The 26,703-nt window shown below is 67.6% G+C and carries 24 protein-coding genes and 1 riboswitch; of the genes, 14 read left to right on the top strand and 10 right to left on the bottom strand.

What is annotated here, in order from left to right:
- Positions 1 to 67: 67 nt before the first annotated feature.
- The 3 genes from HV701_RS14610 to HV701_RS14620 are packed head-to-tail and all read left to right on the top strand — an operon-like array spanning position 68 to position 2,451.
- Positions 68 to 1,018 (top strand): polysaccharide deacetylase family protein, encoded by a 951-nt coding sequence (locus tag HV701_RS14610; RefSeq protein WP_175133734.1) that lies wholly within the window; start codon positions 68 to 70, stop codon positions 1,016 to 1,018.
- Positions 1,019 to 1,055: 37 nt separating this feature from the next.
- Entirely contained in the window at positions 1,056 to 1,826 is a 771-nt protein-coding gene (locus tag HV701_RS14615) for a GntR family transcriptional regulator (protein ID WP_175133735.1), read from the top strand.
- Between the two features lies 1 nt (position 1,827).
- A complete protein-coding gene (locus HV701_RS14620) occupies positions 1,828 to 2,451 on the top strand; it encodes a flavin reductase family protein (RefSeq protein WP_175133736.1) in 624 nt (207 codons plus the stop codon).
- A gap of 19 nt (positions 2,452 to 2,470) precedes the next feature.
- Here the strand turns inward: HV701_RS14620 and HV701_RS14625 are convergent, their stop codons facing one another.
- Positions 2,471 to 3,394, bottom strand: coding sequence for a LysR family transcriptional regulator (locus HV701_RS14625; RefSeq protein WP_175133737.1), 924 nt, complete (start codon positions 3,392 to 3,394; stop codon positions 2,471 to 2,473).
- 132 nt (positions 3,395 to 3,526) lie between these two features.
- Between HV701_RS14625 and HV701_RS14630 the strand changes: the two genes are divergently transcribed.
- The 9 genes from HV701_RS14630 (at position 3,527) to metF (ending at position 12,189) form a co-directional block, all read left to right on the top strand.
- Positions 3,527 to 4,510 carry a tripartite tricarboxylate transporter substrate binding protein gene (locus HV701_RS14630; RefSeq protein WP_175133738.1) on the top strand — a complete coding sequence of 328 codons (984 nt, stop codon included), beginning with the start codon at positions 3,527 to 3,529 and terminating at the stop codon, positions 4,508 to 4,510.
- Between the two features lie 57 nt (positions 4,511 to 4,567).
- Positions 4,568 to 5,989 carry a 3-isopropylmalate dehydratase large subunit gene (leuC, locus tag HV701_RS14635; protein ID WP_175133739.1) on the top strand — a complete coding sequence of 474 codons (1,422 nt, stop codon included), beginning with the start codon at positions 4,568 to 4,570 and terminating at the stop codon, positions 5,987 to 5,989.
- On the top strand, positions 5,986 to 6,624 hold the full coding sequence (gene leuD / locus HV701_RS14640) for a 3-isopropylmalate dehydratase small subunit (RefSeq protein WP_175133740.1): 639 nt from the start codon (positions 5,986 to 5,988) through the stop codon (positions 6,622 to 6,624). Before leuC ends, leuD begins: the two co-directional genes overlap by 4 nt.
- Positions 6,625 to 6,639: 15 nt before the next feature.
- Positions 6,640 to 7,545, top strand: a complete 906-nt coding sequence (locus HV701_RS14645; RefSeq protein ID WP_175133741.1) for an alpha/beta fold hydrolase — start codon at positions 6,640 to 6,642, stop codon at positions 7,543 to 7,545.
- A 126-nt stretch (positions 7,546 to 7,671) separates the two neighbouring features.
- Positions 7,672 to 7,908, top strand: a complete 237-nt coding sequence (locus tag HV701_RS14650; protein WP_175133742.1) for a DUF1289 domain-containing protein — start codon at positions 7,672 to 7,674, stop codon at positions 7,906 to 7,908.
- Between the two features lie 86 nt (positions 7,909 to 7,994).
- The gene (locus HV701_RS14655) at positions 7,995 to 9,035 is read left to right on the top strand and encodes a glycosyltransferase family 4 protein (RefSeq protein WP_175133743.1); all 1,041 of its coding nucleotides are present in this window, start codon (positions 7,995 to 7,997) and stop codon (positions 9,033 to 9,035) included.
- Positions 9,036 to 9,102: 67 nt separating this feature from the next.
- Positions 9,103 to 9,238: riboswitch (S-adenosyl-L-homocysteine riboswitch) on the top strand.
- Between the two features lie 101 nt (positions 9,239 to 9,339).
- Positions 9,340 to 10,758: an adenosylhomocysteinase gene (gene ahcY, locus HV701_RS14660; RefSeq protein ID WP_175133744.1), complete on the top strand. Its 1,419-nt coding sequence runs from the start codon at positions 9,340 to 9,342 to the stop codon at positions 10,756 to 10,758.
- 116 nt (positions 10,759 to 10,874) lie between these two features.
- Entirely contained in the window at positions 10,875 to 11,210 is a 336-nt protein-coding gene (locus HV701_RS14665; protein ID WP_050446250.1) for a phage holin family protein, read from the top strand.
- A gap of 136 nt (positions 11,211 to 11,346) precedes the next feature.
- Positions 11,347 to 12,189 carry a methylenetetrahydrofolate reductase [NAD(P)H] gene (gene metF / locus HV701_RS14670; RefSeq protein ID WP_175133745.1) on the top strand — a complete coding sequence of 281 codons (843 nt, stop codon included), beginning with the start codon at positions 11,347 to 11,349 and terminating at the stop codon, positions 12,187 to 12,189.
- Between the two features lie 172 nt (positions 12,190 to 12,361).
- Here the strand turns inward: metF and HV701_RS14675 are convergent, their stop codons facing one another.
- The 6 genes from HV701_RS14675 to HV701_RS14700 form a co-directional block, all read right to left on the bottom strand.
- On the bottom strand, positions 12,362 to 13,360 hold the full coding sequence (locus HV701_RS14675) for a tripartite tricarboxylate transporter substrate-binding protein (RefSeq protein ID WP_175133746.1): 999 nt from the start codon (positions 13,358 to 13,360) through the stop codon (positions 12,362 to 12,364).
- A 155-nt stretch (positions 13,361 to 13,515) separates the two neighbouring features.
- Positions 13,516 to 14,379: a proteasome-type protease gene (locus tag HV701_RS14680; RefSeq protein WP_175133747.1), complete on the bottom strand. Its 864-nt coding sequence runs from the start codon at positions 14,377 to 14,379 to the stop codon at positions 13,516 to 13,518.
- Between the two features lie 55 nt (positions 14,380 to 14,434).
- Positions 14,435 to 15,238 carry a transglutaminase family protein gene (locus HV701_RS14685; protein ID WP_175133748.1) on the bottom strand — a complete coding sequence of 268 codons (804 nt, stop codon included), beginning with the start codon at positions 15,236 to 15,238 and terminating at the stop codon, positions 14,435 to 14,437.
- A 13-nt stretch (positions 15,239 to 15,251) separates the two neighbouring features.
- Positions 15,252 to 16,238 carry an alpha-E domain-containing protein gene (locus HV701_RS14690; RefSeq protein WP_175133749.1) on the bottom strand — a complete coding sequence of 329 codons (987 nt, stop codon included), beginning with the start codon at positions 16,236 to 16,238 and terminating at the stop codon, positions 15,252 to 15,254.
- A gap of 2 nt (positions 16,239 to 16,240) precedes the next feature.
- The gene (locus HV701_RS14695; protein ID WP_175133750.1) at positions 16,241 to 17,671 is read right to left on the bottom strand and encodes a circularly permuted type 2 ATP-grasp protein; all 1,431 of its coding nucleotides are present in this window, start codon (positions 17,669 to 17,671) and stop codon (positions 16,241 to 16,243) included.
- A gap of 336 nt (positions 17,672 to 18,007) precedes the next feature.
- Positions 18,008 to 18,682: a 5-formyltetrahydrofolate cyclo-ligase gene (locus HV701_RS14700; protein WP_175133751.1), complete on the bottom strand. Its 675-nt coding sequence runs from the start codon at positions 18,680 to 18,682 to the stop codon at positions 18,008 to 18,010.
- Positions 18,683 to 18,988: 306 nt separating this feature from the next.
- Here HV701_RS14700 and HV701_RS14705 point away from each other — a divergent pair, with 306 nt between their 5' ends.
- Positions 18,989 to 21,031, top strand: coding sequence for a lytic transglycosylase domain-containing protein (locus HV701_RS14705; RefSeq protein WP_254595177.1), 2,043 nt, complete (start codon positions 18,989 to 18,991; stop codon positions 21,029 to 21,031).
- Positions 21,028 to 22,131, top strand: a complete 1,104-nt coding sequence (locus tag HV701_RS14710; RefSeq protein ID WP_175133752.1) for a tRNA nucleotidyltransferase/poly(A) polymerase-related protein — start codon at positions 21,028 to 21,030, stop codon at positions 22,129 to 22,131. The genes HV701_RS14705 and HV701_RS14710 overlap by 4 nt, the downstream gene beginning before the upstream one ends.
- A gap of 11 nt (positions 22,132 to 22,142) precedes the next feature.
- Here HV701_RS14710 and HV701_RS14715 read toward each other — a convergent pair whose 3' ends face one another.
- From HV701_RS14715 to HV701_RS14725, 3 genes are all read right to left on the bottom strand, one after another.
- Positions 22,143 to 23,324, bottom strand: a complete 1,182-nt coding sequence (locus tag HV701_RS14715) for a class I SAM-dependent methyltransferase (RefSeq protein ID WP_175133753.1) — start codon at positions 23,322 to 23,324, stop codon at positions 22,143 to 22,145.
- Positions 23,325 to 23,412: 88 nt separating this feature from the next.
- Positions 23,413 to 25,188, bottom strand: a complete 1,776-nt coding sequence (locus tag HV701_RS14720) for a DEAD/DEAH box helicase (RefSeq protein WP_175133754.1) — start codon at positions 25,186 to 25,188, stop codon at positions 23,413 to 23,415.
- Positions 25,189 to 25,465: 277 nt separating this feature from the next.
- Entirely contained in the window at positions 25,466 to 26,227 is a 762-nt protein-coding gene (locus HV701_RS14725) for a uracil-DNA glycosylase (RefSeq protein ID WP_175133755.1), read from the bottom strand.
- Positions 26,228 to 26,703: the final 476 nt, after the last annotated feature.

Here is a 26,703-nt window from a genome sequence, read left to right on the forward strand (position 1 = left end):
ATAGCTTGCTTTTGTTCTCAAAAATCCAGAATTTTGTTCACAATCATGCATCAGGATTTGCACCAAAATGAATCCATCCCAGCTTCAAAGCACTAATGCGGGGCGTGCCGCGCCCTGGTCGCCCGCGCCGCTGGCCGGCCATGACCGCTTTGCCTACCGGCCCATCTCCGGCCGGCCGGACTACCTCTGGCCGAACGGCGCGCGCCTGGCGGTTTACCTGGGGTTCAACATTGAGCATTTCGCCTTTGGCGAGGGGCTGGGCGCGGAACTGGGGCCCGCGTCGCCGCATCCCGACGTGCTCAATTACGCCTGGCGCGAGTACGGCAACCGGGTCGGCGCGTGGCGTTGCCTGGAGCTGTTCGACGCCCTGGGGCTGCCGGCCGGCGCCTTGATCAATACCGCGCTGTATGACCATTGCCCCGAGCTGGTCGATGCCTGTCTGGCGCGCGGCGATGAGTTGATCGGCCATGGGTACAGCAATGCGCATCGCCAGGGCGGGATGGCCGAAGCCGAGGAACGGGCGCTGCTGGAGCACTGCCGCGACCGCATCAGCAGCCATGCCGGCGGTGCGCCCGCCGGCTGGCTGTCGCCCTGGATCTCGGAAAGCCGCGCCACCCCCGACCTGCTGGCAGAAACCGGGTACCGCTATACGCTGAATTGGTGCCATGATGACCAACCCACGCGCATGCGCACCCGGTCCGGCGACCTGTGGGCAATTCCGTATCCGCAGGAGCTGAACGACATTCCCATGATCGTGGGCCGCAAGATGGATGCGCGCGACTTTGCCGATATGATTCTTGACCAGTTCGAGGAAATGCGGACGCAGGCGCAGCGCCAGCCCCTGGTGATGGGCATTGCGCTGCATCCGTACATCGTCGGCCAGCCCTACCGCTTGCGGCATCTGCGCCGGGCGCTGGCGCCGCTGGCGGCCGCGCGCGACCGTGGCGAGATCTGGTTCGCCACGCCGGGCGAGATCTGCCGCCATGTCGATGCCCTGGCACCGGCGCTGGTCCCATGAATGCCGTCTTTTCCCCACGCAGCCACCGAGTTCCGCCATGCCTACCCGCCGCCCCGCCCCGCCTCGCGCCAAAGCCGTCCCCGCGCGTCGACGCGCCATCGCCGTTGCCGCTTCCGACGATGCGGATGACGCGGCGCCCGATGCCGATATGGAACGCCGCATCTGCGAAGCGGTATACGAAAGCGTCATGAGCCAGCGGCTCACGCCCGGCACCAAACTGCCCGAGGCGGCCCTGTGCGAAATCTTCGGGGTGTCGCGCTCGGTCGCGCGCAAGGCCCTGCAACGGCTGGCGCACGAGCACGTGGTCGACCTGCACCACAATCGCGGCGCGGTGGTGGCCGAACCCACGCCCGAAGACACGCGCCAGATCTTTCAGGCGCGGCGGGCCCTGGAGGCGGCGCTGTTGCCGTTGGCGGCGGCGCGCGCCACCAAGGCCGACTACGCCTCGCTGCGCAAGCAACTGCGCGACGAACACGCCTTGCTGCACCGGGCCGGCCAGCCGGCCTGGGCGCGCCAGGCCAGCGCGTTCCACGTGCGCCTGGGCGAGTTGTCCGGCAATGGCATCCTGCATGGCTACCTGGCCGAGCTGGTGTCGCGCTGTTCGCTGATCGTGGCGTTGTACGAGCCGCCCGGCAACGCCGCTTGCGAGCATGGCGAGCACGTGCAGATCGTCGACCTGATGGAACGCGGGCAGGTGGCAGAGGCCGTACGGATCAATGACAACCATCTCGCGGACCTGGAGCGGCGCATCAGCCTGGAGCGCCCGCAGCCCGCCCAAACCCTTGCCCAGATGCTGGGACTGGCCTGACATGGACATCGACTTCGATTCAATCACCGAATATCAGCGCTATAAGCTCATGGCGAGCCTGATCGTGCCGCGCCCGATCGCGCTGATCACCACCCTGTCCGAAAACGGCGTGGTCAACGCCGCGCCCTTCAGCATGTTCAACATGCTGGGCGAGGACCCGCCCATCGTCATGGTCAGCATCAATCGCCTGGACGACGGCAACCTGAAGGACACGGCGCGCAACATTGCGCGCGATCGAGAATTCGTGGTGCACCTGACCGACGAGGCCATGGCCGAAAAAATGCACCGCTGCGGCGATCGCCTGCCGGCCGATGTCAGCGAGCTGGCGCACGCCGGCCTGGACGCCGCGCCCAGCCAGCGGGTGGCGCCGCCGCGCATCGCACAGGCGCCGGTGGCGTTCGAATGTACGCTGTTCGAAACGCTGGAGACCGCCAGCCGTCAGATTTTCATCGGCCAGGTGCGCTGGCTGCACGCGCGCGATGGCCTGATCGATACCGACACCTGGCGCGTGCGGCTGCAGGAGTATTTCCCGGTGGGCCGTTTCGGCGCCAGCTTCTACGTCACCACCCGCGACCGTTACGCCATCGGCGAGGCGCCCGCCAGCACCGCCATCGACGAGATCTGAATGGCGGCCGGCCGCGGTTTCACCACGGCGCGGCCGGCGAGCCCGGCGTGCGCAGGTGGCGGGCGAAGCGCTGCGCCAGGAAGTCGACGAATGCCAGCGTCTTGGCGGGCAGGTTCAGGCGCTCCGGGTACAGCACGTGGATGTCGGCCGGCGGTGTCGCCCATTCGGGCAGCACTTGGCGCAAGCGGCCGGCGCGCAACAGGGCGGCGGTTTCCCACTCCGAACGCATGACGATGCCGTGGCCGTCCAGCGCCCATTCCAGCGCGCTCTGGCCATCATTGGAACTGACCGGACCACGTACCTTCACGGTTTCCGCGCGGGCGCCGGATTCCAGCCGCCAGGTGCCGTAGGCCACGTCGTTCTCGCGCACCACGATGCAGCGATGGCGCTGCAATTCCCCTGGCGTGCGCGGCTCGCCAAAGGTCTCCAGGTAGCGCGGCGATGCGCACAGCAGGCGCCGGTTGGAGGCGATCTTGCGGGCGGTCAGGCGCGCGTCGGGCAGGTCGCCGAAACGCACCGCGGCATCGAAACCCTCTTCGATCAGATTCAGCGGCCTGTCGGTCAGGCGCAGTTGCACCTCGACTTCGGGGTATTGCCGCGCGAAGTCGGAGACGGCAGGCGCCACGTGGGCGCGGCCAAAGCCGAAGGTGGCGTTCAGGCGCAGCAGCCCTTGCGGCTGGGCGCGGCTGCTGGACACCGAGCGTTCCAGCGCCTGCAGGTCGGCCAGGATGCGGCTGCCCTCGGCCAGGTACAGCTCGCCTTCCTGAGTGACGCTGACGCGCCGCGTGCTGCGGTTCAGCAGGCGCACGCCCAAGCGCTGCTCCAGCTTGGCCAGCCGGGTGCTGACGGCGGGTGGCGTCAGGCCCAATTCGCGCGCGGCCGCCGACAGGTTGCCGTGCTTGACCAGCAGGGAGAAGAAAGCCAGATCCGACAGGGCATCCATAGGGCTATTTATAAATTCAATTTAATAAAGATTTATTTTATTCATCCATTATAAGAATGGAACGGGCTTATACACTGGGTTGACCGATACGCAGAGCCGCCTGACGCGGCCACCCTTGAGGAGACCCCACCCATGAAGCCCCCCCATTCGTTGCGCGCGCTGTGCGCGCTGGCCGCCGCCGCGTCCTGCTGGATGGCGCCGGCCACGGCGGCCGACGCTTTCCCGCAGCGCCCGGTGACCCTGATCGTGCCGTTCGCGCCCGGCGGCAGCGTCGATATCGCCGCCCGCCTGATTTCCGACGCCTGGGGCAAGGCGCTGGGTCAGAGCGTGATCGTCGAGAACCGCGCGGGCGCCTCCGGCAACATCGGCATGGCCGCCGTGACCCGCGCCGAGCCCAACGGCTACACGCTGGCCATCAACACCATGTCGCTGGCGATCAACCCGGCGCTGTTTCGCAACATGCCGTTCGACACCGAGCGCGACCTGCGCTCGGTCGGCACCGTGGGCACCTCGCAGCACGTGCTGACGGTGTCGCCGTCGCTGCCGGTCAACAACGTCAAGGAACTGCTCGCCTATATCCGCGCCCGCCCAGCCAACGAACTGAGTTTCGGCTCGGCCGGCACCGGCAGCACCTTCCATATGGCCGCCGAGCTGTTCAAGTCGGTCTCGGGCACGCAGATCCTGCACGTGCCCTACAAAGGAGGCGGTCCGGCCATGGTCGATACCATCAGCGGCCAGGTGCAGATGAGCTTCCCGGTGTTGTCGGCGGCCAAGCCGCAGGTCGATGGCAAGAAGCTCAAGGCGCTGGGCGTGACGGGCACCTCGCGTTCGCCGCTGCTGCCGGACGTGCCTACCATCGCCGAATCGGGTCTGCCCGGTTACGCCTTCACGACCTGGTTCGTGGTCAGCGCGCCGGCAGGCACGCCGCAGGCCGTGGTGGAGCGCCTCAATGCCAAGCTGGCGCAGGCGCTGCAATCGCCCGCATTGTCCGAGCGCATGCGCCGCGAGGGCTTCGACCCGCTCATCTCCACGCCGGCCGCGACCGACGCCATGGTCAAGGCCGAGATGGCGCGCTGGGCCGGCATCGTCAAGGACGCCGGCATCCAGGCCAACTGAGGCCCGGGAATACCCCGCGCCCCGCGTGGACGCGTTTTTTCGCAAGGAAGCACCGACATGCCCGGCATGACGCTATACGACAAACTGGTGGCGAGCCACGAGGTGGCCCGCGTCGACCATGAGCACATCCTGCTGTACGTCGACCTGCACATCATGAACGAGTACACCAGCCCGCAGGCCTTCAGCGGCCTGGCCGCGCGCGGCCGCCAGGCGCTGCGGCCTGGCCAGCAGATGGCGGTGGTGGACCACATCATCCCCACCCATCCGGTGCCGGCGGCGCTGCGCGTGATTGCCGACGAGGCGTCGTCGCGCCAGGCGCGCAATCTGAAGAGCCATTGCGACGCACAGGGCATTGCGCTGTTCGACACCACCGATCCGCTGCAAGGCATCGAACACGTGATCGCGCCCGAGCACGGCATGATCCTGCCGGGCATGGTGGTGCTGTGCGGCGACAGCCACACCACCACCTACGGCGCGCTGGGGGCGCTGGGCTTCGGCATCGGCACGTCAGAAGTCGAACACATCCTGGCGACCCAGACCCTGGTGTACCGGGTGGCGCGCAATATGCGCATCCGCGTCGATGGCCATCTGCCCCCTGGCGTGTCGGCCAAGGATCTGGTGATCTATGTGGTGCACCGTATCGGCGCGCAAGGCGCGCGCGGCCATGCGGTCGAATACTGCGGCAGCGCCATCGACGGCCTGTCGGCCGAAGCCCGCATGACCCTGTGCAACATGACGGTGGAAGCCGGCGCCCGCGCCGCGCTGATCGCGCCGGACGCCACCACCGATGCGTATGTCGCCGCCCGCGCCCGGCACCTGGACGCCTCGGAACTGGCACAGGCGCGGACCTATTGGGCGACCCTGCATTCGGACGCCGATGCGGTGTTCGACGCCGAGCATGTCTTCGACGCCACGCAGATCGCGCCCTTCGTGACTTGGGGCACCAGCCCCGACCAGGCCGTGCCGGTCACTGGCGCCGTGCCCGACCCCCGCGGCGAGCCCGATGCCCTGGCGCGCCTGGCGCTGGAGAAGGCCGTGGAATACATCGGCCTGCAAGCGGGCGCGCCGATCGCCGGCGTTGCCATCGATCGGGTCTTCATCGGTTCCTGCACCAACGGCCGCATCGAAGACCTGCGTGTGGTGGCCGACGTGGTACGCGGGCGCAAGGTGGCCGGCGGCGTGCGCGCGATGGTGGTGCCGGGTTCCGGCGCCGTGCGTGCGCAGGCCGAGGCCGAGGGTATTGCCGCCACGCTGATCGAGGCCGGCTTCGAATGGCGCCAGCCCGGCTGTTCCATGTGCCTGGCCATGAACGACGACGTGCTGCGTCCGGGCGAACGCTGCGCCTCCACCACCAACCGCAACTTCGAAGGCCGCCAGGGGCGCGCCGGCCGTACCCATCTGATGAGTCCCGCCATGGCCGCCGCCGCCGCACTGGCCGGGCGCATCGTCGACGTGCGCGACCTGGAGCAGACGCAATGAACCAGATCATCCGCGGCGTGGCCGCGCCCTTGCCGTATTCCAATCTGGACACCGACCAGATCATGCCCAAGCAGTTCCTGCGCATCATCGACAAGGCCGGCCTGGATCGCGGCCTGCTCTATGACCTGCGCTTCGACGCCAACGGCGCGCCGCGCCCGGATTGCGTGCTGAACCAGCCCGCCTACGCCGGCGCGTCGGTCCTGGTGGCCGGGCCCAATTTCGGCTGTGGCTCCAGCCGCGAACACGCGGTCTGGGGCCTGATGCAGTTCGGCATTCGCGCGGTGGTCGCCGCCAGTTTCGGCGAGATCTTCTACTTCAATGCGCTCAACAACGGCCTGCTGCTGGTGAGTCTGCCGCCGGCCGAGGTCGACGCCCTGCTGGCGCGGGTGTCCAATATGGCAGGCAATCCCGTCGAGATCGACGCGCTGGCAGGCGCGCTGCGGACGGCGGACGGCTGGACCGCGCACTTCGACCTGCCGGCGCGCCACCGCCGCATGTTCGCGCAGGGCCAGGACATGGTGGGCGCCTCGTTGCAGCAATTGCCGGATGTGGAACACTTCGAGGCCGGCCACTGGGCCCGGCACCCCTGGATGAAAGACGTGGCGCGCCGGGTGCGCAGCCGGCTTGGCAACTGAGAGGCACAGACCGCAATGACCGCATTCTTCGATCTTCCCGTGCGCCGCCATGAGGTCAATGGCATCCACATCGCCGCCCGCGTCGATGGCGCGGGGCCGCCCCTGCTGCTGTTGCACGGCCATCCGCAGACCCATGCCATCTGGCACCGCGTCTGGCCGCGACTGACGCGCCACCATACCTGCGTGGCGGCCGACCTGCGCGGCTATGGCGACAGCGACAAGCCGGCGGCCACGCCGGACCACGCCGCGCATTCCAAGCGCGCCATGGCGGCCGACATGGTGGCGCTGATGCGCGCCCTGGGGCATGAGCGCTTCGACGTGCTGGCCCACGACCGCGGCGCCCGCGTGGCGCATCGCCTGGCCCTGGACCATGCTGACGCCGTCGGGCGCATGATGCTGCTGGATATCGCGCCGACCCTGGATATGTACGAGAACACCACCCGCGCCTTCGCCCAGGCCTATTACCACTGGTTCTGGCTGATCCAGCCCGCGCCCATGCCGGAGACGATGATCGAACGCGACCCGGTGTTCTACCTGCGTTCGGTGATGGGGGGGCGCCCCGGCGGATTGGCGCATTTTTCCGACGCGGCGATGGCCGAGTACGAGCGCGCGGCGCGCCTGCCGGGCTGGGCCACCGGCATCTGCGAGGACTACCGCGCCTCGGCCACCCTGGATCTGGAACACGACCGCCAGGGCCGCGCGGCCGGCGAGCGCCTGCGCCTGCCGCTGCGCGTCCTGTGGGGCGAGCGCGGCGCGGTGGGGCGCAATTTCGATGTCCTGGGGCTGTGGCGGGCGGTGGCCGACGAGGTCTCGGGCGGGCCGCTGCCGGGAGCCCACTATCTGGCCGAGGAATCGCCGGACGCGCTGCTGCGCGAGGTGGCGGTTTTCTTCGGATGGGCCGGACAGCGGGACGCTGGCTGAGCGTCATGCGCCGGGCGTGGCGGCGCCGGAGGGCGACCGCCGCGGCCTTTGGCGGCTGTCAATCAAGCCACGCCGGGCGATAGGGCTATCCAAAAAGGGACGCACCGCCGGTGGTAACCTTCGCCCATGAATCGTTCCTTTGCCGATCTGACCGAATTGCCCGAACCCGAGGACGCGCAGCGCGCCTTCCGGGCCTCGGATTCCCCCTGCGTTGCCGTATGTTCCACGCTGTTCGACGATATTTGCCGGGGCTGCGGCCGTACGGCCATGGAAGTGGCCAATTGGGTCTTCATGACGGAAGAGGAAAAACGCGAGGTCTGGATCCGCATCAAGGCGCAGGGGTATCCGCGCCGCAATAACTAGCTGCCGGGCCGGCCACGCGCGCCGTGGTCTTGAGGGTGTCACATGGCGCGGGCTAAATCGCGCTATTGCCCACTTCCGGCTCCATCATGCGCATCGTCCTGGTTACGGATGCCTGGCATCCGCAAGTCAACGGCGTCGTCCGCACCTGGACGACCATGCAGCAGATCCTCACCGATTGGGGCCACGAGCTGATCGTGGTCAATCCCCAGGGCAGCCGGACCGTGCCGGCGCCGTCCGAGCCGGACCTGCGGCTATGCCTGCAGCCCGGCAGGCACTTGCGCCGCACCCTCGGCGATATCGTGCCCGACGCCTTGCACATCGCCACCGAAGGCCCGCTGGGCCTGGCGGCGCGGCGCATGGCGCTGGCGCGCGGCTGGCGCTTCACCACGTCGTTCCATACGATGTTTCCCGACTACCTGCAGGCGCGCATGGGCATTCCCGCCGCGCTGCCATGGCGCTTCCTGCGCTGGTTCCACCGGCCGTCACAGTGCGTGCTGGTGCCCACGCCGACCGTGCGCGACATCCTGGTGCGGCGCGGCTTCGCCAATCTGCGCATCTGGTCGCGCGGCGTCGATCCCCGCAAGTTCCAGCCCACCCCCGGCCAGGCGTTTCAGGACCTGCCGCGCCCCGTCTTCCTGTCGGTCGGCCGGGTGGCGCGCGAGAAGAACCTGGACGCCTTCCTGGCGCTGGACCTGCCGGGCAGCAAGGTGGTGGTGGGAGCCGGGCCCGACGAGACGCGGCTGAAGAAGCGCTTTCCGGAGGCCGTGTTCCTGGGCATGCAGAACGATGACGCCTTGCCGGCGTTGTACGGCGCGGCGGATGTTTTCGTGTTCCCCAGCCTGACCGACACCTTCGGCCTGGTGATGCTGGAGGCCATGGCCTGCGGCACCCCGGTGGCGGCGTTCCGCAGCGAGGCGCCGCTGGCGGTGGTGACCCAAGGCGTCACCGGTTGCCTCGATGATGACCTGGCCCACGCCTGCCGCGCTGCGCTGCCGCTGGACCGGCATGCCGTGCGCGAGCACGCCCTGACGCGTAGCTGGGACGCGGTGGCCTCGGATCTGCTGGCATCGCTGGTGCCGCTGACCTGCGGCGCGGAACCGGCGCGCTCTCTGGCCCAGGCGGGTTGACGGCAGCTGATCCGACATTGCACGCCGGGCTTTCCTCTGTCCCGGCCAAACCGGTACAATGCCGGTCAATCCTGAGGAGCGTTGCGACGACCTTGCGGTTCCCGTCATGCACCATGACTCGCGGAATCCGGTTCGCCAGGCTCAGGAATCCCTGTTCAAGCGCCGTGCCATGCACGGCGTTACAGCAACGGCGCTCACCTTTGTCGCGTATGGCGGAAAAGGCGAGCACTCGATTGTCGTGGGTGGGTTCGCGTTGTCCGGCCGTATCGTGCGCCGTTCGTTATTCACGTGGAGCCTACACACCATGAACGCTGTAACCGATAAATCCTTCTCCGACTACATCGTCGCCGACCTGTCCCTGGCAGGCTGGGGCCGCCGCGAGCTGGCCATCGCCGAAACCGAAATGCCCGGCCTGATGGCCATCCGCGAAGAGTTCGCCGCCAAGCAGCCGCTCAAGGGCGCCCGCATCGCCGGCAGCCTGCACATGACCATCCAGACCGGCGTGCTGATCGAAACGCTGGTGGCCCTGGGCGCCGAAGTGCGCTGGGCCTCGTGCAACATCTTCTCCACGCAAGACCACGCCGCCGCCGCCATCGCCGCGTCGGGCACGCCGGTCTTCGCCGTCAAGGGCGAAACGCTGGAAGAGTACTGGCAGTACACCCACAAGATCTTCGAATGGCCCAATGGCCAGAACGCCAACATGATTCTCGACGACGGCGGCGACGCCACGTTGATGCTGCACCTGGGCACCAAGGCCGAGAAAGACATCTCGGTGCTGGCCAACCCCGGCAGCGAGGAAGAGCGCGTGCTGTTCGCCGCCATCAAGAAAACGCTCGAGCGCGACCCCAAGTGGTACTCGACCCGCCTGGCCCTGATCAAGGGCGTGACCGAGGAAACCACCACCGGCGTGCACCGCCTGTACCAGATGTCGCAGAAGGGCGAACTGGCCTTTGCCGCCATCAACGTCAACGACTCGGTCACCAAGTCCAAGTTCGACAACCTGTACGGCTGCCGTGAATCGCTGGTCGACGGCATCAAGCGCGCCACCGACGTGATGGTCGCCGGCAAGATCGCCGTGGTCGCCGGCTACGGCGACGTGGGCAAGGGTTGCGCCCAGGCGCTGGTCGCCCTGCGCGCCCAGGTGTGGGTCACCGAAATCGACCCGATCTGCGCTCTGCAGGCCGCCATGGAAGGCTTCAAGGTCGTGACCATGGAAGAGGCCGCCGCCCACGGCGACATCTTCGTCACCGCCACCGGCAACTACCACGTCATCACCCGCGAACACATGAACGCCATGAAAGACCAGGCGATCGTGTGCAATATCGGCCACTTCGACAACGAAATCGACGTCGCCAGCCTGGCCGACTGCAAGTGGGAAGAGATCAAGCCGCAGGTCGACCACGTCATCTTCCCGGACGGCAAGCGCATCATCCTGCTGGCCCAGGGCCGCCTGGTGAACCTGGGTTGCGCCACCGGCCACCCCTCGTTCGTGATGTCGTCGTCGTTCGCCAACCAGACCATCGCCCAGATCGAGCTGTTCACGCGCAACGACGCCTACAAGTCGGGCGAAGTCTACGTGCTGCCCAAGCACCTGGACGAGAAGGTCGCGCGCCTGCATCTGAAGAAGCTCGGCGTGAAACTGACCACGCTGCGCAAGGATCAGGCCGACTACATCAGCGTGCCGGTCGAAGGTCCTTACAAGCCGAATCACTACCGCTACTGATGCTTGTAGCAAAATAGGGAAGTACCGCGCCATGTCGGCGCGGGCTTTCCGGTCCGCGGGGATCCCGGGTCGCCTGGCGATGACGGGACCGCGGAGCGTACAACAGGAGGTCGAACATGGCATTGATACTCGTCTGGATACTGAACGCGGTGGCCCTGCTGGCCGTTGCCTATCTGTTGCCCGGCATCGTCGTGGCCAGCTTCGGATCGGCGCTCATCGCCGCGCTGGTGCTGGGCCTGGTCAACATGCTGGTCAAGCCGGTGCTGGTGCTGCTGACGCTGCCCATCACCATCGTCACGCTTGGCCTCTTCCTCATCGTCATCAACGCCTTGTTGTTCTGGTTCGTCGGCTCCGTGCTGAAGGGCTTCCAGGTCAACGGGTTCTGGTGGGCCGTCGGCGGTGCGATCCTGTACAGCATCATTTCGGGCCTGCTTACCAAACTGATCCCCTGAATTCCCACCCCCGAGCGCTACGCGCTCCCCCTCAAGGGGGCGTGCCAGCGGACCGGCAAAGCCGGCTCCGCGGCACCCCGATGGGGCGGGACCTGGTTCATGCGATGCGCATAGCGCCATGGATAACTGATCCGATATGTCCGACTCGATTTCTCCCGCATTCAGCCTGGAATTCTTCCCGCCGCGCGACCTGGCCGGCCAGGAGCGGCTGGTGCGCGCGGCCAAGCAGATGCTGGCGATCCAGCCCAAATACGTCAGCGTGACCTTCGGCGCGGGCGGCTCCACCCGCGCCGGCACGGCCGATGCCGTGCGCACGCTGCGCAACCTGGGCTGCGACGCGGCGCCGCACCTGTCGTGCGTGGGCGCCTCGCGTCAGGACCTGCGCGAGATCCTTCTGGCCTACAAGAACGAAGGCGTGCGGCGGGTGGTCGCCTTGCGCGGCGACCTGCCCTCGGGCATGGGCGGCGACGCTGGCGAACTGCGCTACGCCAACGAACTGGTCTCTTTCATCCGCCAGGAAACGGGCGACTGGTTCCACATCGAAGTGGCGGCCTATCCCGAAATGCATCCCCAGGCGGCCAGCGTGTCGGCCGACATGGACCATTTCGTGGCCAAGGTCAATGCCGGCGCCGATGCGGCCATTACCCAGTACTTCTTCAATGCCGACGCCTACTTCGATTTCGTCGACCGGGCCCAGGCCAAGGGCGTGCGGGTGCCGATCGTGCCGGGCATCATGCCCATCACCAACCATACCCAGCTGCTGCGCTTTTCGGAGATGTGCGGTGCCGAAGTGCCGCGCTGGAGCCGCCTGCGCCTGTCCGAGTTCGGGGACGACAAGGCCTCGATCCGCGCGTTCGGCGTGGACGTGGTCACCGAGCTGTGCCAGAACCTGCTGGACAACGGCGCGCCGGGCCTGCATTTCTACACCCTCAACCACGCCGAGGCGCCAATGGCGGTGTGGAAGGAACTGAGCATGTGATACCCGCGCCGCGTCTTGCGCGGCAACGGAAAGGCCGGCAACCCTCGCCGGCCTTTTTTTTCGACCTCATTGCGGCCGCGTCACGATACCGGCCGCCGGGCGCACCCTGCCACCGCGGCCGGTCGGCAAGGTGGCGCTGACCGTTGCCAGTCGCTGGCGCGAGCCAGGCGCGTCAGTCGGCGTACACGCCCGCCTTGCGGATGATCGGCCCCCACTTGTCCACTTCCGACTGCAGCCAGCTTTGCAGGCTGGCCGGCGTCTGCTTGGCCTCGGGCACGATCTCGGCGCCCAACTCGGCCATCTTCTGCGTGAAGGCCGGGTCCTTCAGCGCGGTGCGCAAGGCCTCGTTGAACTTGGCTATTGCTTGCGGGGGCGTGCCCTTGGGCGCATACACGCCGTGCCAGACCTTGACCTCGAAGCCCTTCAGTCCGCTTTCCTGCATCGTCGGCGAGTCCGGCAGCGTCTTGATGCGGTCGAGCGTGGTGACGCCGTAGAGTTTCACGCGTTGCGCCCTGATGTGCGGAAGCGTCTGCGTGGTCTGATCGCACAGCACGTCCACCTGGCCGCCCAGCAGCGCCGTCAGCGCGGGCGCCGTTCCCGCATACGGAATGGCGGTGAACTGCGTGCCCAGCGCCTCCTGCAGCAGCATGCCGCACAGCTGCGACACCGCGCCCAGGCCGGCGTTGGCCAGATTGATCTTGCTGCCGTTGGCACGCGCATACTGGATGAACTCGGCCATGTCGGCCGGCGGCAGATCCTTGCGGCCCAGCAGTGTCATGGGCACGTCGGCCACCTGGCCGACATAGGCGAAATCGGTGAGTGGATTGAACGGCAGCTTGCGGTACAGCGCCGGCGCCGTGGCCATGCCGTTGTGATGGATCAGGAAGGTGTAGCCGTCTGGCGCCGCGCGGGCCACATGCGTGGCCGCCAGCGTGCCGCCCGCGCCCGGGCGGTTCTCGACGACGATGCTCTGGCCCAGGGTCTGCGACATGGCGGCGCCCAGGCTGCGCGCCACCACGTCGGTGGGGCCACCCGCCGCGAAGGGTACGACCAATGAAATGGCATGGTTGGGATAGCCGCTCTGGGCCATGGCGGGGCCGCCGGCCAGGCAGCCCAGGGCCAGCAGCGGCCCGGCCAGGCGCCACAGGGCGCGCGGGGAATTTGGGGTCATGTCTCGTCCTCATGGTTTTATGGCGGCCCGCAAGGCGAAGCATGACGGGCTGGCGCCAGTGTGGCGCGCCAGCCGCAAGATGAGAATTTGTGGTTTTACAAGCCGGGTTTAGCGTAGCGGAAAGCCGGGTTTGTACGGTGGGACCAGTCTTAGCCCTAGTTCGGCTGATCCTTGCCCGGGTCCTCCGCCAGCACCTGCGGCGTCGGGTAGGTTGGGGGCGCTACATCCACCGGCTCGGCGCGCAGTGGTTGGTGTTCGCGGCTGGCGGGGACCAGCGAGCCGGGGTCTTCCGGGCGGGTCCAGAGCGGGTCGGGGATTTCGGCGAATACCTGGCGCAGGCGTTCGCCCCAGGTGTTGCGGATCATGCGGAAGTACTCGTTGTGTTCGTCGATGCTGGCGAAATGCGTGACGCGCAGGGCGTCGGCGTCGTAGACCAGCAGGTCCAGCGGCAGGCCCACCGAGATGTTCGAGCGCAGCGTCGAATCCATCGAGATCAGCGCGCACTTGGCGGCCTCGTCCAGCGATGTGTCGGGACGCAGCACGCGGTCCAGGATGGGCTTGCCGTACTTGGCCTCGCCGATCTGGAAGTACGGGCATTCGGACCCCGCCTCGATGAAGTTGCCGGCCGAATACACCTGAAACAGGCGGCAGTGCTCGGTGCCGATCTGGCCGCCGAAGATCAGGCTGACATTGAAATCCACGCCCTGCTCGTGCAGGGCCGCGGCCTCGCGGTGGTAGACCGCGCGCACCGCCGCGCCAACGCGGCGGGTCGCTTCGAACATGTCGGGCGCGTTCCAGATGGTTTCGCCGCTGTCGTCGTGCTGGCGCGCCAGCGCATTCAGCACGGCCTGGCTGACCGCCAGGTTGCCCGAGGTCATCAGCACCATCATGCGTTCGCCCGGCCGCTCGAAGACGGTCATCTTGCGGAATACGCTGATCTGGTCGACCCCGGCGTTGGTGCGGGAATCGGACAGGAACACCAAGCCGGCATCGAGGCGGGCGGCTACGCAGTAGGTCATGATCGAAAAATGGGAAAAGCCACGCCGCATTGTATTGCGGCGCGGCCGGATAGGGTTATTGCTGCGAGGCGGTCTGCACCTGCACATTGACCTCCATCGATTCCTCGCCGCCCCCGCTGCGCACCCCGCGCACCGGCGCGGCCGAGTCATAGTCGCGGCCCACCGCCAGGCGGCAGTGGCAATCGGACGCGAACTGCCGGTTGGTGACATCCACGCTGGTCCAGCCGGAGCCGGCCAGCCAGACGTCGGCCCAGGCGTGGCTGGCGGCATGCTGGGAGGTGGTGTACAGGTAGCCGCTGACGTAGCGCGCCGGCACACCCAGGCCGCGCACGCAGGCCAGGAACAGATGGGCGTGGTCCTGGCAGACGCCATGGCCCAGGGCCAGCACCTGGCCGGCGGCGGTGGTGACGTCGGTGGTGCCGGGTTCGTACGCGACCCGGTCGTAGATGGCGGACGCCAGGGTCAGCACATCGGCCGGCGTGTTCAGGCCGTCGGGCAGCACATTGCGGGCGAAGGCGAGGATGGTGTCGTCGGCCTGCGTCAGCGGCGTCTGCACGCAATAGGCATGCACCGGCAGGCGGCTGTCTTCGCCACCCAGCGCGCCCTGCTCCAGCGCGCCGACCAGCACCTGGCCGACGACGCGCAGCTCGATCTCGGTGTGAGGCCGGTTCAGGGTCAGCGTGTGGGTGATGTTGTCATAGGCATCCACCTGCTTCTCGAGCACGCCGGGCGCCTCGATGTGCCAGCGCAGCACGCGCTGGTGTTCATCGTCCCGCGGCGTCAGCCGCAGGGTCTGGATGCTGTAGGTGACGGGCGCGGTATAGCGGTAGTGCGTGACGTGCGTGATGATCTGCTTCATGCCTGTCTCCTTGTCATGCCGACAGCGGTACCAGGAAGTCCTGGCTGATGCGGTTGCCCAGATCGTTGATGCGGTCCAGGAAATGCTCCAGGTACTGGTGCAGGCCGCTGCCCAGGATGTCCTCGACGCGGCCGAACTGCAGCTCGGCGCACAGCATGCCGGCGCGCCGCTGCGTCTCGGTCGAACGCTGGTTCGAGACCCGTGCCAGATCGTCGGCCACTGCGCGCATGGCGGCCAGCAACGAGCGCGGCATGTCCGGATGCAGGATCAGCAGTTCGGCCACGCGGTCTGGCGTGATGACGTCGCGGTAGACCTTGCGATAGATTTCCAGCCCCGACACCGAACTGAGCAGTGCCGACCAGCGATAGAACTCGCTTTGCAGCGCGCCCGGCGCACTGCCTTCGCCGCGGCCGTCCTGCTGTTGTTGCGGCGTGCCGTCGGCGTCGCGTTCGTGGAATTTCACATCCAGCATGCGCGCGGTGTTGTCGGCCCGTTCCAGGTGCATGCCGATGCGCAGGAAGTACAGCGCCTCGTCTTCCAGCATGGTGCCGATGGTGACGCCACGCGCCAGGTGCGAGCGGAACTTGACCCACTCGAAGAACTCGCCGGGGTTGCGCTCCAGCAGCCCGGTATGCAGGTGCTTGAGCAGTTCCAGCCAGGTGGTGTTGTAGGTCTCCCAGACTTCGGTAGTGAGGCTGCCACGCACGGCGCGCGCATTCTCGCGGGCGGCGCGCATGCAGCTGTAGATGGACGAGGGGTTCTCGGCGTCGCGCACCATGTACTGCAGCACGTCCTGCGGCGATACCGCGGCATGCTTGGCGTGGTACAGCCGCTGCAATTCGGAGATGCGCAGCACGGCGTTCCATGAACCTTCGCGCGTTTGCGCATCCTGCGGCAGCAGCGACATCTGCAGGTTCACGTCCAGCATGCGCGCGGTGTTCTCGGCGCGCTCGGTGTAGCGGCACATCCAGAACAGGTTGTCGGCGGTTCGGCTCAGCATCGTTATTCCTCCAGAACCCAGGTGTCCTTGGTGCCGCCGCCCTGGCTGCTGTTGACCACCAGCGAGCCTTCGGTCAGCGCCACGCGGCACAGGCCGCCCGGCACCGTGCGGATGTCCTTGCCGCACAGCACGTAGGGGCGCAGATCGACGTGGCGCGGCGCCACGCCCGATTCGACATAGGTCGGCACGGTGGACAACGCCAGCGTCGGTTGGGCAATGTAGTTGGCGGGGGCGGCGCGCACGCGTTCCTTGAACGCCTCGACCTGCGCCTTTGACGCCGCCGGGCCCACCAGCATGCCGTAGCCGCCGGCGCCATGCACTTCCTTGACGACCAGATCGTGCATATTGGCCAGCACGTGCGACAGTTCGTCCGGGCGGCTGCAGCGCCAGGTCGGCACGTTCGACAGGATCGGCTCTTCGCTCAGGTAGAAGCGGATCATGTCCGGCACGTACAGATAGGTGGATTTGTCGTCGGCGATGCCGGTGCCGATGGCGTTGGCCAGGGTGACCCGGCCGGCGCGGTACACCGACAGCAGGCCGGGCACGCCCAACGCCGAATCGGCGCGGAACGACAGCGGGTCGAGGAAGTCGTCATCCAGCCGGCGGTAGATCACGTCGACCTTGCGCGGCCCTTGCGTGGTGCGCATGTAGACCGTGTTCTGCTCGACGAACAGATCCTGGCCTTCCACCAGCTCCACGCCCATCTGCTGCGCCAGGAAAGCGTGCTCGAAGTAGGCCGAGTTGTACATGCCGGGCGTCAGCACCACTACGGTGGGATCGTCGCCGCCGTGCGGCGCCACTTCCCGCAGATTGTCCAGCAGCAGGTCGGGATAGTGCGCCACCGGTTCGACCTTGACGCGGCCGAATGCATCGGGCATCAGCCGCATCGACATCTTGCGGTTCTCCAGCATGTACGACACACCGGACGGCACCCGCAGGTTGTCTTCCAGCACGTAGAACTCGCCGGCGCCGGCGCGCACGATGTCGACCCCGGCGATGTGGCAGTAGATGTCCTCGGCCACGTCCACGTCCTGCATTTCGGGGCGGTACTGGGCGTTCAGGAACACCTGTTCGGCCGGGACGACGCCGGCGCGCACGATGTCGTGGCCGTGGTAGATGTCGTGGATGAACATGTTCAGCGCCCGCACGCGCTGCTTCAGGCCGGCTTCCAGGCGGCGCCATTCGTCGGCGGGGATGATGCGCGGAATCAGGTCGAACGGGATCAGGCGCTCGGTGCCGGCGGCATCGCCGGCCACCGAAAAGGTGATGCCGACCCGCCGGAAACTCAGGTCGGCCTCCAGGCGGCGCGCCGCCATGGCTTCCGCCGATTGCTCCTGGTGCCAGCGCTCGAAGGCCTGGTAGTGGGAGCGTATGCCGCCGGCGCTGTCGCGCATTTCGTCATAGGCGGCGGGACGGGATGGTCTGTCCTTCATGGCTCCTCCGTTGCAGATGCTGACGGCCGGCTTGGGCGCGGCCGTTGTCCGGCCAATGCGAGGCCGGTCTGAATGAATAAGCAACCCGTGTGCCAACTTGGATTGGCGTGGACGGGAGGCCGCCTAGGATCTAAATATCCTCTGGTCGGCGGCCGATGGCTAGCCTGCGGATGAACGCGGGCGTGGTGAGGCAGGCGGGACGGCTGTCCCGCTGGGGGGGATGGCGTGGCGGAACGGGTCCGGATCGGGCGGCTGCGTGGCGGCCGCCTTCGGTATCAGGGGCGGATCAAGAGGATTGCACCATTATGGTGCAATCCGGCGGGCAAAACTGGTGCGTCAGCGTAGCGTATAGCGGTGCACCGTGGCATCGCCGGTGCCGGATTGCGCATGCGGGGCATGGGGAACCCAGCCGTCCGGTGTGATGACGGCGTCCAGGCGGAAGTCGTGGCCGGCCGGTTCATAGCCAGGGTCCAGTTCGCCGTTGCTCCAGGCCACGCCGATGCTGGTGAAGGCGTGGCCGCGGTCGCGCAACGCCGCCAGGGTGCGGTCATAGTAACCGCCGCCGTAGCCGAGACGGTCGGCGGATTCGGTGTAACCCAGGGTGGGCACCAGCACCACGTCGGGCTGCACTTCGGCGCCCTGTGCCGGCTCCTGGATGCCGTAGGGGCCGGCGCGCAACGCCGCGTCCGGCGTCCAGGGCAGGAAAACCAGCGGCGCGTTGCGTTCGCGCACCACCGGCAGCGCCACCGTGACACCGTTTTCGACCCATTGTTGCAAGAGCGGCCGCAGATCCGGTTCATCGGCCATCGGCCAGAATGCCGCCACAACGGAAGGGATGCGGCCGCCGCCGCGCCCGGCTTCGTCGCGGGCCACGTTGAGCCAGGTGAACAGACGCGCGCGCATCAGAAGACCACCGCGGCTGCGTTGGTCTTCTGGCAGTTCGGCTCGCAGTTTCCGCAATCGCGTGCGTAGCTGGCTTGCGGTATCCTCTGGAGTATTTTGCGTAGTCATGCGGTAGCTGTAACAGGGGTGAAAAATGAAGGCGACAATGCGGGTCAGCGATAACACGTATCACGGCGCGAACCTGCGCGCCGCTCATCACGTCGGTGAGCAAACCCGTGAGCAAACCCGCGCCGATCGCCGCGTGAGCGCCCGTGCCTGTTGCCGCGCCCATCACTGCGCGGACCCGCAAGCCGTCGCCACGGGGGGCGTATGAAGCCGGCGCACGCGCACTCGGGAAGGGGTCGGGCCCCGCACTCCGGACGGTATCAGAAAACCAGCGGGAAATCCCCGCACGGCGCCGAAGTCCGTATCGGCCTGCGCCGCTGGCTGCCGTTGCTGGCGTTGTTCACGGCCGCCTGCGCCCCGGTCGACGCTCAGCAGCGTACCGCGTCCGTGAGCGCCGCGCCGCAATCCGCTGCGCCAGCCGCGCAGCCGGCCATCGCCGTGCCGCCGGCCGTGCTGGCGGGCTTGCCGCCGACTGCCGAGACGCCGGCCCTGGCCGCCGTAGTGGCCGCGCGCGAGGCCATGAGCCGCAAGCAGTGGTCGATACTGGGCGCCCTGGTGCCCCAGGCCAAGTCCGATCCCCTGGGCATGTACCCGGAATACTGGCTGCTGCGCTACCAGCTGTGGAGCCCGCCCGCCGGCGGCCGGCCCACCGCGGCACTGCAGAAATTCATCAATGGCAATGGCGATGCCTACCTGGCCGACCGGCTGCGCGCCGATTGGTTATTGGCGGCCGCGCGCAGCGGCGACTTCGACACCGTGCGCAAGCTGGCTCCCGTCAAGAACAGCAATGCCCAGGTCGAGTGCGCGATCCTCAATGCCAAGCACATGACCGGCCAGCGCGCTACCGCCGCGCAGGCCATGGCCGTGTTCTCCCCGGGCGGAGCCTGCTGGACGCTATATGACCAACTGGTGGCCGATAACGTCCTGGGCTGGGAGCAACTCGAACCGCAATTGCGCGATGCCATCGAGGCCAACAAAACCGCCGACGCGCGCAAGTTCGTGCAGTACATGTTCGAGCCGCGCGATCAGAAGGCCTACGACATTCTCATCAAGGACCCGATGCGCTGGCTCACGCGACAGGATCGCCTGCCGGTGGGCCGCAACGAAAAGGAACTGGTCACCATCGCGCTGGCGCGCCTGGCGCGCTCCGACATCAACGTGGCCGATTCCTACCTGCGGCGCGAATGGGCCAAGTCCATGGCCAAGTCGAACCTGGCCTGGATCCGCGGCCAGTACGCGCTGGTGGCCGCGCTCAACCTGGACAGCCGTGCCGACGACTGGTACCACGAGGCCGGCCACATCCGCATGACCGAGTACAACGCCGGCTGGAAAGTGCGCGCCGCGCTGCGTCAGCCCAAAATCGACTGGAAGTGGGTCATCGCTTCCATCGAGCAGATGCCGGCAGCGCAGCAGGCCGACCCGTCCTGGGTCTACTGGAAGGCGCGCGGCCTGGCCGCCACCGGCCACCGCGACCAGGCCAACGCGGCCTACGCCTCCATTGCCGACCGCTTTGATTTCTACGGCCAGTTGTCCGCCGAGGAGCTGGGCCGCCGTATCACCGTGCCGCCGCGCCCCGCGCCGGTCACCGACCAGGAGATCGCCGAGGCCCGCGCCAATCCGGGCCTGCGCCGCGCGGTGCAGTTGTTCCGCCTCGGCTGGCGCCAGGAAGCCGTGCCGGAGTGGAACTTCACCTTGCGCGGGATGACGGACCGCCAACTGCTCGCCGCCGCCGAACTGGCCCGCGCCGAAAACATCTACGACCGCGTGGTCAACACGTCGGACCGCACCGAAAAGGAATTCGACTTCAGCCAGCGCTTCATCGCGCCGTTCGAAGGCCGCGTCACCGCCAAGGCCAACGCCATCGCGCTGGATCCGGCCTGGGTCTACGGCCTGATCCGCCAGGAATCGCGCTTCATCATGAACGCGCGCTCGCACGTCGGCGCCTCTGGCCTGATGCAGCTGATGCCGGCCACCGCCAAGTGGGTCGCCGGCAAGATCGGCATGAGTGACTTCACGCCCGACAGCGTCAACGACTTCGACACCAACACCGAGCTGGGCACCAACTACCTGAACATGGTGCTGCGCGACCTGGACGGTTCGCAGATGCTGGCCAGCGCCGGCTACAACGCCGGCCCGCGCCGCCCGCACAACTGGCGCTCGACCTTCACTCATCCGGTCGAGGGCGCGATCTTCGCCGAGACCATCCCGTTCAACGAAACCCGTACCTACGTCAAGAACGTGATGTCCAATGCGGTGTACTACGCCGCGATGTTCAGCGGCCAACCGCAGTCGCTCAAGGAACGCCTGGGCAACGTGGTGCCGCTGGGGGCGGAAAGCTCAAGCGTGCCATGACGGGAGATGTGGCGACGCAGGGCCTGCGGGTCTATATCGTGGGCGGCGCGGTGCGCGACGCGCTGCTCGGCCTGACGCCCGGCGACCACGACTGGGTGGTGGTCGGCGCCACGCCGGAAGACATGGCGCGGCGCGGCTTCATTCCCGTGGGCGGCGATTTCCCGGTGTTCCTGCATCCGGTGACCAAAGAGGAATACGCGCTGGCGCGCACCGAGCGCAAGTCGGGCCGCGGCTACAAGGGCTTCACCTTCTACACCGGCGCTGACGTCACGCTGGAAGAAGACCTGCGCCGCCGCGACCTGACCGTCAATGCCATCGCGCAGACGCGGGACGGCGAGCTGGTGGACCCGCTCGGCGGCGCCGGCGACGTCAAGGCACGCGTGTTCCGCCATGTAGGGGAGGCGTTCGAGGAAGATCCCGTGCGCATCCTGCGCCTGGCCCGCTTCGCGGCGCGTTTCCCCGATTTCGGCGTCGCGCCCGAGACCCTGGCGCTGTGCCGCCGCATGGTCGAGGCCGGCGAGGCCGATGCCCTGGTGCCCGAGCGCGTCTGGAAAGAGGTCTCGCGTGGCCTGATGGCCGCCGCGCCCTCGCGCATGCTGGATGTGTTGCGGCAGTCGGGCGCATTGGATCGCGTCATGCCCGAGTTGCAGGAATCCGGGGAAACCGGCGGCGACGTCGATCGCGCGGCCGCGCGCAAGCTGTCCCTGCCGGGGCGTTATGCGTTGTTGTGCCGCCTGTCGCCCGGGCGCGACGCCCTGGGCCGGCGTTTGCGCGTACCCACCGAGTGCAATGACTATGCGCGCCTGCTGCCCGAGGTGCTGTCGGGCCTGGAGGCGGCACAGGCGGCCAGCGCCGATGCCGCCGAAACCCAGCTCGCGCTGCTGGAGCGCGTCGACGCGCTGCGCAAGCCCGAGCGCTTCTTCGATCTGCTGGAGACCGCGGCGGTGTTGCGGCCGGTGGACATCGGCGCCTGGCGCGCTCGCGCGCAGGCGGTGCGTGAGGTGGATGCCGGCGCCATTGCCCGGGCCTGCGCCGGTGACCCCGCGCGGATCAAGCAGAGCGTGCGTCAAGCGCGTCTGCAGCGGTTGCGCGACGCCTGAAGCGGCGTGTTCTACAGCTTGCCGAGGCGGTCGCCGCGCGCAAAGCCGATCAGCGGTTCCGTGACGCCGCGGCCTACCGCCAGCACCTTGAACAGCTCGCCCATCTCGGCTTCCGAGAGCAGCTTCTGCACCGGCGCCACCGCCTGGGCGTAGGCCCGCGCATCGCTGGGATCGAGCTGGGCCAGCAGCTCCATCAGGCCGGCGTTCATCAGGAAACGCGCCTGCGACGTATAGCCCAGCACTTGCAAACCGGCCGCCTGCGCCGCATCGGCCATGGCGGTGAAGTCGACGTGCGCGGTGATGTCCTGCAGTCCCGGCGCGGTGAACGGATCGTCATGCGCGTGATGACGCAGGTGGCACATCAGCGTACCGCCCGCGCGTTGGGGGTGGTAGTACTCGCCTTGCGGAAAGCCATAATCGATCAGCAGCGCCGCGCCTTGGTCCAGCCAGCCGGCCATGCCCCCGATCCAGGCTTCGGCCTGCAGGTTGATCTCGGACACATAGCCCGGCAGCGCGGGCATGCGCGCCGTCACCGCATCGGCCAGGCGCGGCGGGGCCGGCCGGTCTTCCCAGACAAAGCCCTGGGCGGCATCCAAGGCGACGCCGCGTTCCAGCACCGCGCCCTCGTCGCTCCAGCGGAACAGCGACACCGGCATGGCGTCCAGTACTTCGTTGGCCAGCACGCATCCACGAAAACCCGTGGGTAGCGCATCCAGCCAGCGCACGCGCTCGCCGAACGGCGCCAGCCGCTCGGCCTGGCGGGCGCGCAGGTCGGCCGAGACTTCAAGAATCAGGTACTGCGCGTCCGCCAGCCCCTGCGCATCCAGTTCACGCAGCACGCCTTCGGCCAGCGCGCCGGTGCCCGCGCCAAACTCCAGCACGGTGTGGGTGCCGGTCTGGCGCAGCACCTGGGCCGCTTGGCGCGCCAGGGTGCGGGCGAACAGCGGCGTCAGCTGCGGGGCGGTGACGAAATCGCCCGCGGGCGCACGGGCATCGGCCTCGGCCAGCTTGACGTTGCCGGCCGCGTAATAGCCCAGCCCCGGTGCATACAGCGCTTCGGCCATCCAATGATCGAACGGCAGCCAGCCCGAGGCGGCGCCAATGGCGGCGCGCAGATGCGCGGCGGCGGCATCGCCGTGGGCCTGGGCGGCGGGGGAGAGCGGGGGCAGGTTAGCGGGGGCGGGGCGTTGCATGGCGGGAAACAGGGGCGTCGTGAATAGGGCATTTTCCCAAAAAACAAACCCCGCGACAGGCGCGGGGTTTGCTGGGGGCCTTCAGGCCTTAGCCGCGACGGGCGCCGGCCGGCTTGTTGAAGCGCTTGGCGGGGCCGCCGGGGCGCTTGTCGAAGCTGGGGCGGTCGCTGCCGCGGAAGCCGCCTTCGCGTTGCGGACGGTCGCCGAAGCTGGGGCGATCGCTGAAGCTCGGGCGATCGCTGAAGCTCGGGCGCGAATCGCGGTCACCGCCACGGAAGCCGCCTTCGCGCGGGGCGCGCTCGTTGAACGGACGCGGATCGCGCTGCGGACGGTCGCCGAAACTGGGGCGGTCGCTGAAGCTCGGACGGGCGTCACGGTCGCCGCCGCGGAAACCGCCTTCACGTTGCGGACGGTCACCGAAGGGACGATTGCCCTGGTAACCGCCTTCGCGCTGGGGGCGATCACCGAAGCTGGGGCGATCACTGAACGAACGGGCCGGGCGGTCGCCGAACGGGCGGTTGCCCTGGTACCCACCTGCGCCGCCTTCGCGGGCGCCCTGGTAACCGCCTTCACGCGGCTTGAATTCGCCACGCGGGCCGCCGAACGAGCGGCCTTCACGCGAACCGCCTTCACGGTGACCTTGATAGCCGCCGCCAAAACCGCCCGGGCGCTTGCCAAACGGCTTGCCGCCGCGCGGCGCGCCGCCGGTCGACGGACGCGGGGTGCGCTTCGGTTCCAGGCCGGCGATCACTTCGGGGGTGATGGACTGGCCGATGTAGTGCTCGATGCGGCGCACTTTGTGGCGCTCGGAGTGCGTGGCCAGCGTGAACGCCAGGCCGTTGCGGCCGGCACGGCCGGTACGGCCGATGCGGTGCACGTAGTCCTCGGCCTGCATCGGCAGGTCGAAGTTGACGGCGTGGCTGATGCCTTGCACGTCGATGCCACGGGCGGCCACGTCGGTGGCGACCAGGATGCGCAGCTGGCCGCGTTGCAGTTGCGACAGCGTGCGGGTGCGCTGGCGCTGGTTCATGTCGCCGTGCAAGGCGGCGGCGGCAAAGCCCTGGTCGGCCAGGCGGTCGGCCAGGTCGTCGGCGCCGCGCTTGGTGGACGTGAAGACGATGGCCTGATCCAGCGTGGCGTCACGCAGGACGTGATCCAGCAACTGCATCTTGTGGCTGGCATCGTCGGCGTACAGCAGGCTTTGCGTGATGTTGGTGTGCTTTTCCTTGGCGCCGGCGACTTCGATGCGTTGCGGGTCGCGCATCATGCGCGCGGCCAGCTTGGCCACGGTGCCGTCCAGGGTGGCCGAGAACAGCAGCGTCTGGCGGTCGGCGGGCAGGCGGCTGACGATGGTCTCGATGTCCTCGATGAAGCCCATGTCCAGCATGCGGTCGGCTTCGTCCAGCACCAGGGTGTGCACGGTGTTGAGTTTGACGCGGCCCGAATTCAGGTGATCGATCAGGCGGCCAGGCGTGGCCACCAGCACGTCGACGCGACGCGACAGCGCCTTGAGCTGCGCGCCATAAGGCATGCCGCCGACGACGGTGGCGGTGCGCAGGTCGGCCAGCTTGCGGCCGTAGGCGGCGGTGGCTTCGGTGACCTGCAGGGCCAGCTCGCGGGTCGGGGCCAGCACCAGCACTTGCACGCCGACGCCCTTGTTGGCGGGCGTCTGGGCGATGCGGTGCAGCGCGGGCAGCATGAAGGCGGCGGTCTTGCCGCTACCGGTCTGCGACGAGACCATCAGGTCGTGGCCGGCCAGCGCCTGCGGAATGGCCGAAGCCTGAACGGTGGTGGGAGTGGTGAAACCGGCCTCTTGCAGGGCCGACAACAGGGCGGGCGCCAGGCCCAGGTTTTCGAAAGACATAACTTTCCCTTGCCGCGATCAAATGCGGCGCAGTGCTTGGTCGGGCCAGGGGATTAGGCGGCCGGATCCAGGCGACGGTTGATGGAGCATCGTGCCGACCGAATCAACCGTGCGCGTGGCGCGTTCCCGTAATGCTGCTCGGAACGCAGGGCGAAAGGAAAGGAGGTCAGGAATCGATGATGTTCGGCATGGGCTGGGCTTGGTTGCCCGGCAGACTGCTGAAATTTCCGCTAAATCAAGGCGGTAAATGCCGAACTCGTTTTGTGCAGTGCGGCGATCATAACCTGAATTCGCCTTGCATGGGAATTAATTTTTTGTCCAGCTGCCAATCAATAGGGTTTTTCCCTTGGTCGACCAGCCACTGATTGGTCTTGAGGAAATGGCCGCAGCCCAGGAACGGCACGGGCGGACGCCGGGCGGACAGCGGCGAAGGGTGATTGGCCAGCAGCACCAGGTGGCCGCTGTCGCGTGGCAGCAACGCCTGCTTGGCTTGGGCATGGGCGCCCCACAGCATGAAGACCTTGGGCGACGGGTCCTGCGCGACCAGGCTGATCAGGGCGTCCGTCACCGTTTCCCAGCCCCGCTTGGCATGCGAGGCGGGCTGGCCGTCCTCGACTGTCAGCGCGGTGTTCAGCAGCAGCACGCCCTGGTCGGCCCACGGACTCAGGTCATTGCCGGCCGGCACGGGCGTACCTGGGTATTCCTGGGCGATTTCGTTGAAGATGTTGCGCAGGCTGGGCGGACGCTTGCAATCGTCCGGCACCGAAAACGCCAGTCCCTGCGCCTGGCCGGGACCGTGATAAGGATCCTGGCCCAAGATGACCACCCGCACATCCGACGGCGCCAGACCCTGCAGGGCGCGCAGCGGCGTGGCGGGATACACCACGGCACCCTCGGCCAGGCGCTTTTCCACGTGAGCGGTCACGGCCTGCAACGCCTCGGCGACGCGCGGCGCGCACAGGGCGGCCTGCCAGGGGGCGGGCAACTGCGCTGCCTGGGTGGCGAGGGCGGTGGGGATCAGTCGGTTATCGGTCGGCATGGCCGCGATTTTGGCACAGCACCAGCGAAGTCGCGTGGGGGCAAATCGCGTTCGCCTTTGCGGCTTTCAGACTCTTCTTACCCTCAGAATCCTTGTGCACGAGTAAGGTATGAGCGCAATTACATGTTGCGAATCGAGGCTGCTGCTCAAAACGGTATTTTCTATTCAAGCGAGAAGATCGGTGAAAAAGACGGCATAAATTGAAATATGCACTTAATTAACTGAAAAACCTTCCGTTATGAAAAGAAACCGACAATTTCAATAAGAAACAAGTGCATACCATCGTATCGCGAAGCCGCCTCCGGCAGAGGTGGTTTCCCTGCCTGGCGCTGTGCGTTTCGTTCGTCGCCTTACTGATCTCCCCGCCCCCCCTGGCCGCGCAACCCCTGCCGGCCGACGCGGCCGCGCGTGCCGGCGACATCCAGCGCCGCCAGGAACAGGACCTGGACGCGCAGCGCGCCCGCGCCGCGGAACGG

Origin of the sequence: Achromobacter pulmonis (genome assembly GCF_902859765.1) — a bacterium.
GTDB classification, from domain to species: Bacteria; Pseudomonadota; Gammaproteobacteria; order Burkholderiales; family Burkholderiaceae_B; genus Achromobacter; species Achromobacter pulmonis.